Source organism: Polyangiaceae bacterium, from assembly GCA_016715885.1.
Lineage (GTDB): Bacteria > Myxococcota_A > Polyangia > Polyangiales > Polyangiaceae > Polyangium.
In genome coordinates this window covers 285,751-300,460 of record JADJXL010000021.1, presented here as the reverse complement: position 1 = coordinate 300,460, position 14,710 = coordinate 285,751, and the positions used below count along the sequence as shown (strand labels likewise).

At 59.7% G+C, this 14,710-nt stretch carries 10 protein-coding genes; 1 reads left to right on the top strand and 9 read right to left on the bottom strand.

All coding sequences use genetic code 11. The features are described 5' to 3' along the window. Positions 1-437 precede the first annotated feature (437 nt). On the top strand, positions 438-1,157 hold the full coding sequence (locus tag IPM54_32200; protein MBK9264450.1) for a hypothetical protein: 720 nt from the start codon (positions 438-440) through the stop codon (positions 1,155-1,157). Positions 1,158-1,377: 220 nt separating this feature from the next. On the opposite strand, the gene cas2 is transcribed toward IPM54_32200, so the two are convergent. The 9 genes from cas2 to IPM54_32155 form a co-directional block, all read right to left on the bottom strand. Continuing rightward, the gene (cas2, locus tag IPM54_32195) at positions 1,378-1,668 is read right to left on the bottom strand and encodes a CRISPR-associated endonuclease Cas2 (GenBank protein ID MBK9264449.1); all 291 of its coding nucleotides are present in this window, start codon (positions 1,666-1,668) and stop codon (positions 1,378-1,380) included. A gap of 9 nt (positions 1,669-1,677) precedes the next feature. Further along, positions 1,678-3,627, bottom strand: a complete 1,950-nt coding sequence (cas1, locus tag IPM54_32190; protein MBK9264448.1) for a CRISPR-associated endonuclease Cas1 — start codon at positions 3,625-3,627, stop codon at positions 1,678-1,680. A gap of 74 nt (positions 3,628-3,701) precedes the next feature. Beyond that, a complete protein-coding gene (gene cas5u6u / locus IPM54_32185; protein ID MBK9264447.1) occupies positions 3,702-5,357 on the bottom strand; it encodes a type I-U CRISPR-associated protein Cas5/Cas6 in 1,656 nt (551 codons plus the stop codon). Positions 5,358-5,370: 13 nt separating this feature from the next. Beyond that, positions 5,371-6,336 (bottom strand): type I-U CRISPR-associated protein Cas7, encoded by a 966-nt coding sequence (gene cas7u / locus IPM54_32180; GenBank protein MBK9264446.1) that lies wholly within the window; start codon positions 6,334-6,336, stop codon positions 5,371-5,373. Positions 6,337-6,363: 27 nt separating this feature from the next. After that, a complete protein-coding gene (csx17, locus tag IPM54_32175; protein ID MBK9264445.1) occupies positions 6,364-8,502 on the bottom strand; it encodes a type I-U CRISPR-associated protein Csx17 in 2,139 nt (712 codons plus the stop codon). Further along, positions 8,499-11,147 (bottom strand): DEAD/DEAH box helicase, encoded by a 2,649-nt coding sequence (locus IPM54_32170; protein ID MBK9264444.1) that lies wholly within the window; start codon positions 11,145-11,147, stop codon positions 8,499-8,501. The genes csx17 and IPM54_32170 overlap by 4 nt, the downstream gene beginning before the upstream one ends. A gap of 67 nt (positions 11,148-11,214) precedes the next feature. Then, positions 11,215-12,981, bottom strand: a complete 1,767-nt coding sequence (locus IPM54_32165) for an SAVED domain-containing protein (protein MBK9264443.1) — start codon at positions 12,979-12,981, stop codon at positions 11,215-11,217. A 21-nt stretch (positions 12,982-13,002) separates the two neighbouring features. Next, entirely contained in the window at positions 13,003-13,860 is an 858-nt protein-coding gene (locus IPM54_32160) for a serine/threonine protein kinase (GenBank protein MBK9264442.1), read from the bottom strand. Continuing rightward, positions 13,857-14,663, bottom strand: coding sequence for a sigma-70 family RNA polymerase sigma factor (locus IPM54_32155; GenBank protein MBK9264441.1), 807 nt, complete (start codon positions 14,661-14,663; stop codon positions 13,857-13,859). Before IPM54_32155 ends, IPM54_32160 begins: the two co-directional genes overlap by 4 nt. Between the last annotated feature and the right edge of the window lie 47 nt (positions 14,664-14,710).

Below are 14,710 nucleotides of genomic sequence, written 5' to 3'. Positions count from 1 at the left end.
TCAATGGAGCCGCTCCCTTTCGAGAGCGGAATGTCGTCCCGCAGAAACCGAGTCATCCCGAGCACTTGCAAGACGGTTTGCGAGCGCCCCAGTGGCACAGTTCTTGCGGGTTTGGCTGGGCCGAACATGCGACCCCAGCTGCTTACCAAAATCTCCTCTCTTTTCAAGGACCTAGTGCCCCTGCGAGCGCCCCCCGGCCCTGGCGCGCCACGTAACCGCTCGCAACAGCCCTTCCACACAACCACCCCTCTACCACACCCGCACACGTCCACACAACCCCCCTTCCACACTTTTTTACACCCCTCACCTCACACTTTTTTCTTGATCCCCTTCCCCACCATGTGTTCTCATCCACCCCCAACATCACCCATTTCCAACCAACATACCTCGCAAAGGACGCGCAAACCGTGGCCCCCAAACGAATCCCCACCGACGAAATGCTCCAAGTCTCCGCTGAATGGCTCAAACCCGAATCCCCAGCCCACCAAGCCATCCTCGCCTCCAACGACCTCGCACCCTGCCTCCCTCGCATCACTACCGCTCACAACGAGCTCGGCCAAAACGCACAACCCGTCCCCGATAACCCACGACTCGGCGAAATCAGCAAAGAACAATCCTTCGTCGACGACCGACACGACGACCTCATCCGAGGATCCCACGGCCTGCTCACCGCAACCGCCTTCCTCCTCGGCGATTCCGATGGCGCCCCATTGCTCGCATTGCGCGATTTCCTCATCCCAGACGGCCTCTCCAGCTCCCAAAAATCCTACCGCGCCGAAGCCGGCCAAGCCGCACAACTCGAAGCCCGCATCACCCCCGAAATCCACAGCCAATTGTCGAATATCCTCGTCGGGCCAAAAGATCAACAACGCTCCCTCGCCCAATGCATCGACGAATGGATCACACTCGGCAAAAAACTCGGCTCCCTCGAAGACGAAAAAGCACGCCTCGCCCCATCGAGCCCATCCACCCCCACCGACGCCTCCCTCGTCGCCGCGCGCAACAAATGGATCCGCGCCGTCAACCTCTTCGTCGCCATCGCCGAAGCCGCCGAGCTCGATCCCCAAATCGATACCCTCGTCTTCGGACCCCTCCGCGCCGCCGAAGCCAAAGCCAATGCGCGCAACCGCTCACCCGCAAAACCCACAGAACAATAACGACAACGAATCCCCCCTCCAACCCACTCAATACGTAAGCAAATCTCCAAAAAGCCCCTTCGAAAGGGGTCCCAAGTGGTTTCGAACCTGCCGCGACCCCTTTCGAAAGCCATCCAAAATGGTTTCGAAGTATTTTAGACCCCTTTCGAAAGGGGTCCCAAGTGGTTTCGAACCATCCGCGACCCCTTTCGAAAGCCCTCCGCCGCGGTTTTTCAGCCGATTAAACCACCACCGCGACGTCATCGGGCGGCACGTACACCCGCCCCATCGACCATAACGCTCCTTTTCCACGCCCCGCCGCCGGACCCACGTCCACGAAGAGCACCCGATCCTCCGCGTGATTGATGATACCACGCAATTTGTCGCGCAGCTCCACCATTTCACGCTTGCTCAAATCGCACCGAAACACCGAATACTGCACCGAATCCCCATACCCACGCATCGTCTTGAATACACCCCGCCACCGCTTCGGACAACTCACGTCATAACATACGATGTACGTCTGCCGCATGTTTCCCCCTCAACGCGTCCGAAAAGACGGATACGATTCGATTTCCCCAAGCAATACGCGACCCAAGAGCCGCGCCTGCACCTCCAGCAGCCGACGATAACTCAACCGATATCCGAATATCGGGTGCGTCACCAATTGATCCATCCGCCGCTCGTACGCCACGATGAACCGCTTTCGCGCCTCCGGCGTGAGCGCCACCGACCCGGCCGCGCGCACGAAATCATCCACCCCCACGACGCCATTGTTAATGGCCGTGATCACCGCCGAATCCGCCACGATCGGCCGCATTTCCTCCATCAAGTCCAGCGCCAACGCGGGCCTGCCGAACCGCGGCCGATGATAAAAACCCATCATCGGATCCAGCCCCACCGCCTCCAGCGCCAACGCAAACTCCTTCGATAGCAGCGAATACGCCAGCGACAACAACGCATTCAGCGGATCCCTCGGCGGCCGTCGATTTCGCCCCGCCCAATCGAACGTCTCCCGAACCTCCGACGCACCTTTGATCATCCCCGCAAACGCCGCGAAGTAAATCCGCGCCGCCGTCCCCTCGATCCCCAAAAGCCCCTCGGGATCCTCCGTCTTCTCCGCCTTCTTTGCCAATTGCTCCAGCTCGAAAAGCACCGAAGCTTCCACGCCGCCGTGATTGCGCCGCAACATCGTCCGACCATTGCGGATTTTCGCCGCCACCACCCCTCGCGCGAACTTCGAACAGAACAACTTGTCCCGCGCCCATGCATATTGCGCCATTCGCAGCTCGACGTTCTTCGACGAATACCCACACGCCCGCCCGATGTAATATCCTCCCGTCGTGAAAAACGCCACCGGTATCGCTCGATCCAAGAGCGCCTTCAGCGCCTGCGTCGATACTTGCACATTGCCCATGACGCATACCTGCGACGTGCTCGTCAATCGAGCCTCCGTCGCCCCCTCTTTCGACGTCACCGCGAGCCGTTCGCCCGAAAGCCCAATTCGCGCCCCTTGAGATTGCACATAAAGCGGCACCTTGTCGTCACGCGCCGGATGCAATCGCCGAATTTCGGCCACGCCCTGCCCCACGGGATCCGCCAAACCCCATGGATCATGCTCCAGCGGCCCCGTCAAATCGTCTTCGATGCCCGGCCTCGCAGGCTCTTCCACCGGCTCGTCCAATGGATCCACCTCGTCGACATTCGATTCCAGTCGCCGCAAGAGATTGGTTTCATCGGGCAAACAGATCCCCACCAGCGAACAACCATTGCACTTTGGACTATCCACGAGCGGCGGAGGCAATACCCCTGCGCTGCCCAAAGCGCGCGCCCTGCGCACCGCCTCGAGCGTCGTTTGCACCAGCGATTCGTCGATGGAAATGCCCACGCGCTTCTTCGATCCGGCAAAATAAATCGCCCCCTCGTCACACACGTACCCATGCTCGCGCAAGAGCAATACCTGCGCACATATCTGCGCGCGCTCGGGCAAATATGCTCCCTCCGGCAAATCCGGCGCTTTGCCTCGTTTGTATTCGATGGGCAAGACGCGCCCCGAACCGTCGCCCTCCACGATGTCGATCTTCGCCGTAATACCAAGCCGTTCCGAAGAGAGCCACACGCTTCGAGCTTCATAAGGCGGAGGCTCCGGCACTTCGGCCACCGGCTCGGTGTCGTTGTCTTCGGAATCGGCCTTTTTGCTTTTGCGCCCCGCGCGTTCACCCGGTTTTGGCGGCAATTCGCCTCCAGGTTTGTCCGGGCGCCGATGCACCGCGCGACCTTCGACCGTGTACCAGTTGTCGTCGAACTCGCCCTGCGCCCATTCCAGGTAAAACAGCCGCTCGCAATAGAGCACTTCGTTGATCATCCGCGCCGGAACCACCTCCGGCACGTCCGGGACCACGGGCAACCGCAATCCCAGATGTTTCGCGCGCAGCGGCGGCGTCTCATTCGCGTCGTCCGCTGGCGACGCGACCGTATTCGATTCGGACATGTCCTCCTCCCTTTCGTCGAAGAGGAGCATGCCCCAACTGTATGGTGCTTGTCGAGTTTTTCGCGACGAATTTTTTATGCCGGGACGAACTGCCCCAAACCGAAGTGCGAAGCGTATCCGATCGCGATCGGACCATCGACCGGCTCGGCAAACGACAGGCGCAGACCAAAAGCCGCGTCGACCGGAGGTCGTTTGGCATGGTCGAACCGTTCACGCCGAAAGTGACGCCACGCGGTGCTCAGCCTCCGGACAGGCTCCATTGCACTGACCATTTGCGCCCCCTCGACCAATTGCACCCTGGGAGCGCCCGCGCGCCATAGCGCCCAAGCATCCGCGATGGGCGCATGCCCGTCTTCCAGCTCGATTTCGATATGCACGGGATTGGGAAAACCGCGGCACGCAAGCTCGGCTCGCACTTGTCCTTCCAGCGCATTGGCCCCTCGCGCCTTCAAGAACCTGGGCGGCAAAAACGGCGTTACGCTCTGCCAAACCTTGCTCGAATGCAGTTGCCGCGCGCTCGTCGCAAGGTCCGCTCGTTTGCCCATTCCCACGAGCGACACATACAGGTCCGGGATATTTCGCCTTTCGTTTCCGTAGAGCGTCCGAAAGCGCCGCAGAACACCGATGGCCGCATCGTCGAATCCCATCGGCGCATGCAAAAGCACGTGATCCAATCGGTTTTTCCCGTCGAGCGACAGCGGCACGAGCGTCACGTGACGGTGCCCTTCCATCGGGTCGCCGTCTTCGTCGCGCCCCAAAAGACACGCCGAAACGCGCCCCGATTCGGCGGAACGCTTCACGAGCGCTCGGTGCAATTTTTCGAGCCACCATAGCGATTCCGTGAATCGCGGCAGCACTTCGGAATGCGACGTATTCGACGACAAGGCCAAGAGCATCGTATCGACCGCGGGCCTTTCGGCCATGACCGCTCGGTGAGCCGCCGGCAAAGTCGACAAGGCATCCTGGCGCCGCCAATATGCCGCCCAGCGCGTGCCTGGAGGTTGATTCCAGCCTTGCTTTTGCAATGTCGCCGTATCGGCGCCGAGCACCGACACGATATCCGCCGGAAACATTTTTGATATTGCCTCCGAATCCTTCTTGGACAATCCGCCTTTTTTCTTGCCGGCCGAAGGTGCGACATTCGCCGAACGTTTTTGTTTTTCTTGTTCGACGGCTTGATCACGCCATGCTGTGAATGCTGCCGGTTCGAGCGGCGCCAAGAGCGCGATTCGATCGAATCCCGGCCCTGGCGCCGAATCGCTCGCAATGCACCTGTCCAATCCTTCGGCAATGGTTTCCACGCGCTGCGCATCCACCCACGATTCGGCGCGACCGAGGTACGTGAGGGCGCCGAGAAGCGAATCGAAGAGCCCGAGCGTCTCTGGCGAAAGGTCGACGTTCCACGTGATTCCGAGCGCATCGTGGTCACCTCGGCCCACGTAAGCGAAGGCATCGAGCACTTTGCTCGTCGATCCTTTGAATTGGGGCATGTAATGGCGCGTGTGGCCTACCGTGGCTGCGGGCAGGTGGTATTCGGGCAATACGCGCGCGAGCGAATCGAAGAGCTCGACGGCCAAGGGAGGAATCGCGGTCCATCCGAGCCGATTGAAGCCGGCGGCCAGTAAAGCTCGATAAAGCCGCCAGGGGCTCGGCGGCCATTCCACTTCGCCTTCGTTGACGTGCCGTCCCCAGGGCGTTGCGTGATATCGTCCCGCGGGACATTGCAGCATGACGCAAAGCATATCAGCCCTCGAATACGACGCGCGTCACGCCGCGTTCGCCCGCAAAGCGGCTTTGGCATGCGGCAATGGCGCTGGGCAAGGCGGCCGCGAGGTCGGTATAGGACGGCAGGACGAACCCTTCCGGTCGTTTCACGTTCGGCGTCCCGACCAATTCCAGATCGCATGCAGTTCGCAGGCGCAATCCGCCATCGAGCAACGCACGGATCTTGAACAACGCGACGAGCACGAGCATGCGCGACACCTCCGGTCCCAATCGATATCCGCGAATCTGAGCCAAGTCAACATTGAAATACGCCACGATTTTTCGTGCGGTATATTCGTCGCGCGCGAACGGCACGTTGCCGAATCCTTTCGACGTATCGCCGCTTGGATTCACCTGGTCGTTCTTGACGCCGCCCGATGCCGCGACGCGCACATCGTCAGCCTCGATGAATGCAGAGATCACGCGTTCGATGCGCAATCTCCCGCCTGCGAGGTCCTGTTTGGCCAAAAATAACCCGTGCAAGAGCGCGCCCACGTCGTATTTGAGGACCATTTCGGCGAGCTTTTGGCGATCGATTGCGCCGACCGAAAACGTGTCGCTCTCTTTCTTCAGCTTCTGCATGAACGAGGTGTCTTTGCTTTCGAGGATGTACGGCGAATTCAATCGATGCGCTTCGGTGAGGGAGCTCGTTAAATACGTTCCATCTTTCCGTTCGACGCGCACGTAGGGAAGTCCGCAAAGGGGTTCGAGCAAATCTTGTTTTTCCTGGTCCCAGCAGACCGCTTCGAGTCGATTGGCCATGCTTTGCGCGCTTTCGACGAGCAGCCGAGTTCCTTCGTTGGTTTCGAATACGGCCGCTCCAAGGTCCGGAAAGCCCGTGGGTTGAAAACGTTTACCCTGCACCGGACGAAGCTCGCACTCCAAAAGCAGGCGCGAAGGTTTTGGATCTTTTTCGGGCAAGAGCAGTTTCAGATCGATGGTCATGTCGTTGATCTCCTTATCGTTCCTTCACTATCTTGAAATGGATGTTTTTACGCCCGCGTCGACGTCGTGGGGTTTGGCAATGATGCTCGAGAGGCGCATCGCATCGCGCCTGCATACGGGAATGGATATCGCTGCGGCGAGGCGTTTTGCGAGGTTCTCATGGCCGACGATGTGCCGAATCTTGGGCCGAACACCTCGCACCAAGAGCCCGCGCAATGCAACATCGGCGGCGTCTTCGAGGCGTCCTGCCAAGAGCAAACGCAGCGGCGCTGGATCGTTACGGGGCTGTAGGTCATCGAGCGGCCGCGACAAATACGCCAATCGGAATATCGCGTGCGGCACCCACGCTTCCCCGGACGTCGGAGGCACGGGCACGGCATTCCACGCGTCGTCTCCGAATGCCATGAAAGCGCGAGCGAGCGATGCGATACGCCGATCGTCCACGCGGCCATCGAGAAACGCTGCAATGTCGTCGAGCCCCGCGAACGCTCGGCCTTCGAGCGGAAAGAGGCGCAGCCCCGCGCGAGATGCTTCCACGACGCGTCGCAATGCGATCTGGCCGAGGTCTGCGATGAGATCGCGCCCGGACCATACGACGCCCGCATCTTTTCGCAATGCGTCCTGCGCGACGGCAAAACGTATTTGCCCTTTTTCGTGGGTGAGCGGCAAGCAATGTTCGCGAATGGATCCGAATCCAGGCTGGGGCCCTCGTTGCGATGCAATGGCGAGGGCGAGGCGCGCTTCGACCGAGCCGTCATAGGCGGCATCGACCCAGCCTCGAGACAATTTCGGAATGGGCCGGAGGCGCGATTCCGCGGCGACTTTGGGCCTTCGCACGAGCACGTCTTCGGCGGTCGCCATGGCGGTGAGGAGGTCGATGAATGCGCTTCGTGGGGCATCCTTGCGGCTCGCGGAGAGGATGGCTTCTTGAATTCGGCGCACGATACGGGACAAGGTCGCCGGCGCATTTTTGGCGCGCGCCTCGAAGTGTTGCAATGCGCGCACCCAGGGCATGATTTCATCGACCAATTCGATGTGGGGCGAGAGGGATACGGCGAATCGTCCCAGAGGGACGGCGAAGTTCGACAAACCATTGCGCTCGATGTATCCGAAACGCGCAAATGACGTCACGCCGCGCGCCGTACCCAAACGCCCCACGGCGAGCGCCGCGTCGACCGCGGTTTCCGCCGCGCGCGTCCCGCTTTGCAATCGGCCTTCGTGAAACAATGCTTCCACTTCGGAAAGCGTTGCCGGGCCATTCCACAGCGGCATCCATTGTTCGCCGCGCGCATTCTCCGTCGCGGCGCTCGCGTAACCTGCCGAAAGCGTCTTGACCGCAAAAGGCGCGGCCGCTTCAGGGAGGCCGAACCCTTCGAGCCTTCGGACGGCGGCGACTTGGAACATCACGGCCCCTTCGAGCATCAGGACAAAATCCCACGGATTGACCAAGGATGGCCCCGAAAAACCCGCCGCTGCATTCGCGCCACCTGCACCACCCGGCAAGAATTGGCCGACTGCACTTTTTTTCTGTGCCGACGACGCCGCACCGAAGAGGGATGCTCGCAATAACTCGCCCGCGCCCGGCAAAGGTTTCCCGGTCGCCGTATCGAACAATTCCGCAATGCGCTGCATTTGGTTGTTCGTGAAATCGAGCCGCCCATCGTTACCGCCCGAGCCCAGAAGCGCTGGATATTGAGCGGAATCTTTCCCGGTGAGCACGACGGCGGCGTCGAGCCAATCGAGCGGCTCTTCCGGGAGCGACGCTCGCAATGCTTGAAGCAGCTCGGCCTTTTCTTCCTTTTCGGGCCGTTCGGCACGCGCACCCACGACGAAACGCGCAGCTTCAATGGCCCGTCGATAGGCCGCAAACCGGGGCGCATCGGTTTTCGCCAGCGCGTCGATGCCGTCTTTCGAGTCTTTCGGATAAAACCCGCTGCCGCCATTCCACGGGCTGACGAGCGGCGTGGGCGCATAGGAATTCAGGAAAAACGCCTCGAGCTCGTCCGCATCGAGCTTGGTGACGAGATGAAAGACGTCGTCCTTCCAGAATGCGCGAGCATTGGTATCCGCTTGTTTCGCGACCAAACGGAACACGCCGAGGGCTTTCAGGTAAAACGCGAGCGGCGCGGGGGCCGTACCGAAGAGCGCATGAAGATGCAGTTTCATCCGAGCGAGTCCTCCGTCGTCAACTGCGATGCTCGTGCGTCGGCCGCGCGAAGAATCGCTTCGAGATATGCCAAGACAAACGGCCCGAATTCATCCAAAAGCGCAGCTACGCGTTCGCCCCAGCCGGCACCATACTGCGTCGATATGCCCATCGCCGATGCGGCGAGCGACAAGCGAAGCTCTGGAAGCGGCTCTGCCGTACCGTTTTCGGTAGACAGCGGGAAGCTTGGAAGAACGTCACCGTCGACGATACCGAAGATGCCGCCGTGCCCTGCGTCTTGATCATGCGGCGTGCTGGTCCACCGGCATCGGACTTTGCCGTGATGCGTGCATACGAGCCACAACAGCAAATTGAATTCGGTCGCCGACAGAGCTGCGATTTCCTGCGCGAGCGGATGACGGTCGTCGAGGTTTGCCATAACAACCTCGGGGGACGTACCGAGCAATTCGAATAGCTCGAGGTGCGGACCGAGCAGCGCTTCGTGGTTCGGTGCAGCTTGCCGCAAAAGTTCGAGCAACCCGAGCGTGCTCGCCAATTCGTGACGAAAGCCGGGTCGATTTGGATATGCCGGACGTCTCCAAGCGTGCGCGGGAGCTTTGGCCAAGTCGCCGCGTTTTGCAATGGCGGGCGCATTGGCGCGCGCGTCGCTCGTCATCGCGAGCTGAAACGTTTCGTGCGCTTTGCCCGCGTCGTGCCATCGTCCTGCCAGGTGCAGCACATGCAACAAGCGTTCGGGAAGATGCAGCGACGCGCCCATTTCACGGGCCAATTCGCCTGTTTCGCGTCCGTGCGTCGCAATGGTTTTCCACGCGGCCTCGGACAAACGGTCGTCGCCTTCGGATTCCGATGCGAGCGCCAATTTGGCCGCCGCGTCGAGCTCCTGCGCATCGACGGGCACGACGGGAACGGGCTGCGTGCTCTTTGGATGCCACCCGATGAGCGAATCATATCCGCCCGCGTCACGAGGCAAGAGCACGTTCATGGAAGGAACGATGCGTAATGGATCGGCTTTGCGCCATTCACCGGTGACGTAATCGAGGACGAATGCGGTTTTGGTGGGCTCCTTGAGGAAAGCGCGCAATGCGACGATGGGAACGGGGCACAATTCTTCGCGCCGAACGGGCGGCACGGTATTTTTGTCGAATTTGGATCCTTGCGGCAGGTCGCGCCAAAACACGCGGGCATCTCGTTCATCGCCGGAGCGAATGTAGCGGCTGACGTCGAGGTCGGTGCCGGTCAAATCGGGCGTCGTATCGAAGAGATCGTCGATATCGCGCCGCCGCAGGACGTGGCCCTTTGCCATTGCATACAGGCGTCGCAAGACGTCCGGAGATTGCTCTGCCAAACGTTCCTCGAAGGCTTCCAGGGATTTGGGGGAGACGTCGGGGTTTTCTTCGCGAAGGAGGAGCGTTAGTGCGTCATTTGCCGCTTCGAGGTCCGCAGATTCGTACGGGGCTGCATCGGATGAATCTCCGACGACGATGACGGTGCCGAATTCGCCAGCGTAGCGGGCGCATCGGCCGATGCGTTGCACGAGGCTCGACCAAGGGCAGAGGTCGGTGACGAGCGTCGCTGCGGAGATGTCCACGCCGGCTTCGACGACTTGGGTGGCGACGATGATACGGCCTCCTGCGGGGATATTTTCTGGGTTTCGCTGGAGAAACTCGGACCACGATGCACGTTCGTGACTGCGGAAGCGGCTATGGACGAGGCGGATGTCGATATCGGCGGCGTCAGCGCGAATTTTTCGTTTTTGGCCTTTGCCTTCGTAGCGGCTTTCATCGAGGGTGCGGAACACATCGACGGCGCGTTCGACGCGATTGATCACGACGAGGGTGGTTTTACCGTGCTGGTGTTTGTCTCGGACGAGCGTCGCGACGTCGGCGGGTTTTGTTGTTTTGTCTTGTCGTTCGATTCGTTTGGAGACGTCCCAGAGGCCGCCGTGTCGCATACTTGCGGGTATGCGAATGGTTTCTTCGTCGAGCTTTCGGGCAGCATCGACGTGGTCGATGGTTTTCAGCCAATCTGGTTGAAGTGTGGCGCTCATCCACCACGAAAAGCACGGGCGGAGGGATCCGTTATTTCGTTTGGCATCTTGGGATCGGAATGCGGACAATTGGGCGCTCGTGGGCAGGCTTGTATCCATGAGCTGCACTTCGTCGAGGATCCAGAGGGTATCTTGGTGGAGGAGGCCGAAATCGAGGGGCCAGCGTGCGCGTCCGATGGCGTATCCGCGATTGAGAGCGCGGGACAGGAGCATGTCTTGTGTGCCGACGAGGATGGTGGGTTTTTCCGGGTTGAGCTCCCAGCGAACGTCCTGCGCGCCGCCCATGAGGACGTGGGTGTTGATGGAGGAGGCGACGTTTTGGCACCAGGCATCGATGATGCGGGCGGATTGTTCGACGAGGACGCGCATGGGCAAACACAGGACGAGGCGCGTGGGCCATTGGGGATTGTCGAGGCGCACGCGATGATGGAGCCACGGGAGGATGGCGCCGGCAGTTTTACCGAAGCCGGTGGGTATGCGCAGGAGTCGGTCACGACAAACGGGATCGGCGCCGAGGGAGGCTTGCCATGGATGAGGGGCGTATCCGGTGAGGGATTGGAAGAAGGGGTGGAAGTCGGACATGGCTTTGGGTTGCACGAAGGTCTCGAGGTTTGTCGGTAGTCGCTTTTCGATTGGATGTCAAAGCTCTTTGTCGTCGACGCGGCTACTTCCTCGCTTGCCAACGTGCCAAGATCGGCTTGTTCCTATCCACCACGGCAAACATCAATGCCGTTACCTGCTCATGCTTGTATTCGCGAACTGCGTCGACGATGCCCGGGATCGAATATCCGGCCATCTTCAGGATACGCACGAGCCGCCCGTCGAGCGAAATGCAAAGCTCGGTGTCGTCTTCGAGCGCGTTTTTCACGACCTTTTCGTGCCGCCGAGCATCGATGAACCCTGCCAAAGGCGCCAATTCCACCGTGAGCGCCGCATTGAACAGCTCCGGTACGTCCTCGACCGTTCGCAACATCTGCGCACGCGCATGCTGCACATACCAGAGCAGATACCGACGCAATCGCCGCTCCGTCAAATGCTTCATGCGCGGCCCCTGCTCCATTCGATCGAATGCCTCGATGCCTCGATGCACCATGTCGATCCAACGAAGCACGCATTTCGATACCTCACGATGTGCCCGCTTGTCCAGGTCGAGCTCCAAGTTGACCAGCGTATGCACGGCGAACACGTCCGCGAAATAGTCAATCTCCTCCAACACGAACCCGGCTCGACCAATGAACGTATGGTTGGTGCTCGTCAGCTCTTGCCAATCGTGGACGATTTCGTGCAAAATCACGAGTTTGGTGAAATCACGCTGCTGCTCGGGCGTCATCTGAAGCATCGCTTGCAGCATTCCGGCCCCCAAACATCCCCGATTTTGCGCCACGCGAATCTGAAATGGCTGCTCCTCGATGCTGCGCTCTTCAAAGCGCATCGCCTTCACGCGCTGCACGAACTCCGCTCGCTCGGATTCGCGTAGCAATCCCACGGGCACGTGAAGCACGTCCAAATCCTTTACCAACTCGTCGAACGCTTCCTTGACGACATCGAGCACTTTGCGGCGAGCCAAAACAGCCTCCGCCGTCTTCGGAATGCTCGGCTCGGCCTGAGGCTCGAATGGCAACGAATAGACGAATTCGTACCGTGGGTGTCGATATTCGGTCAGCCATACGTCGCGACCCGTCACATTGGCGCTCATGGCGCGGCCGATCGCAACGGCGACTTGCGTCGGAACCGCTGCAAATAAGGCCGTACCGCGACGCTCCGGCCAAAACGACGTCACCTGCGACATGAATTGCGACAAATCGCGCACGATTGCGTCGATGTTGAGCGGCTGAACATGCAATGGCTCGCCCGCCGAGAGTCGCGCGAAGTCACCGACGCTTTCTTTTTGCTCGCGAATCAGTGCCTTCATCGGGTCGAGATCTTCTTTGCGTCCCGCGGTATCAATGAAAATGCCCAGTCGCGCATCCGAAGACGACGGCTCCTGTGGTATTCCGCGGGGCGGGTCGAACATGCGCGGCGTGCTCAGATCCGTCGCCGGAGCGCCGACCAAAAACTTTTGCCACGGCCCCGATTTGTGCGCTTGATTCAAGACAAAGACCTGCGACACCGAACCGGAGAACTTGTAACCCAAATGCAAAAACGTCGACAACGGCGCTTTGCCACCGATGTACACGACCGTCGTATTCGCTTCGTATTGCTTTTGCAGGCGATGCACTTCCTCCGCAACCGCTTCGACGGCCATTCCCAATGAGGTCCAATCCACATCATGAGGCTCCTCGGGCGGCGGCAACTTCGGTGCACCATAATCGCTCAGCCGCAGGATCTTTCGATCTTCACGATCGATATCGAGCAATGCTTTCAGCTCCGCCACGGATACACCCGGCCGAACATCCACCACAATCAATATCTGCAAATCATTCGCTGCCATCGTTTTGCCCCTTCGTCTTTCCTAATTCGCCATCTCTTCGAGCCGCTCGAGCACTTCGTTCATCGTCGGTCGTTTCTTGGAAAGCTTGTCGAGCATGCGCCCCAAAAGCGCCCGCAGCGCCGGAAAAACTTCGGCACCGAGACGCTTCAATGGCGGCGCCTCGAACAAATGCATCGACATGATCTGATTGTCATCGTCCGCAACAAATGGCAAGCCCCCTGAAATCATTTGAAATAGAAGAACACCCAGGGAATACACATCAGCCTTCGCATCCACCGTCTTGGACTTGATCCATTGCTCGGGCGCCATGTAATCCCAGGTGCCGAATTGTTTTCCATGACCCGTCGAAACGTTCATCCCCGCCAAGCTCCGACGTTCGGGCGCAACCTTGGCCAATCCCAAATCGGCAAGGCGAACCGTCGCGGTGGCAATGTCTTGCGAATCGAGCAATACGTTGGCCGCCTTGATGTCACGATGAACGACGTTTTGCGCGTGCAAATGCACAAGAGCTCGCGCAAGCTGAATCGATATACGTACAGCAAGCTTGGGGCCCAGTCCCGCTTGACGCGCGTGCAAAAGATCGGCCAAGTGCAGCGGAAGCCATTCCAGAATCATGTACGGCTGGCCCGATGGCAGAATCCCAGCACTCGACAATCGCACGATGTTCGGATGGTGCATCGTGCGAAGCACGTTCGCCTCATTCAAGAAACGCTGCGTGATTTCGCGATCCGATAGCCACATTTCGTGCAGCACCTTGATGGCAACGGACTTCGTGCCGCCCATGGACCGCGCCTCGTACACGAGACACATGCCGCCCGCCGCCACGAATCGGACGATTTCATGGCTTTCGATTCTGGTCCCCAGCTCGAGTAACGTCATTCGTCTTCCTCGTCGTCCGAATTCGGCAAATCGAAGGAGCGTATTTGTTCGGTCACTTCGAGAAGTGAGCGCAAATCTTGGTCTCCCGGCGCGACTTCCGCAATGAACGTGTCGATATCGATTTCGGCTCCCTCGTCGCACCTGCGCATGTACTCGACAAACGCAGCCGCACGCGCATTGCGCGAAACAGGCGTCGTCGTTCCCGCTTTGGGCTCGGCATCCGTCTGACACCGCTGGCGAATCTTTTTCACCGTGCGCCGAATCAAATTGTCAATCGACGGCACGGTCGTCTTCAATTGCCGAGCGACAATCGCCACGGGCAATTTCTTGATGAGCCTCAACGTAATCGCGTGCCGTTGCTCGGGTCGCAAATCCTCGAGGATCACCCTGGCGACTTGAAGCCGCGTTTCTTCATGAGCGACCGCTTGGCTGGGACTTTTCTGATGCCCCGCGAGCCCCTCCGGGCTGATGTCCTCGATATAGCGCTGCTGGCGAACATCCCGTTTTTCACGCTCGGCGTCGCGAATCGATTCAGCACCAGACCGGAATGCAATGGTCGCGAGCCACTTCTCGAAATCCTCCGACGTGCTTCCTCGGAACGATTTCAGCGCCCGTGCGGCGTTCATCGCGGCATCTTGCACAATGTCCGACGGTCGAACGTGGGTTCGCTGGGTGCGAACCGTCACCTTGTCCTGAATGAACTTCCTGGCCCACTTGAAAAGCTCGTTTTTCGCAGCATCATCGCCCGCCTTCGCTTTCGCAATCAGGTCGTCGATGTTCTTCGGCTTTTGTGGTTTCGCCATGGTCGAAGGCAAACGAGAGTACGCATCCCTCGGTGTTTGACAAGCGC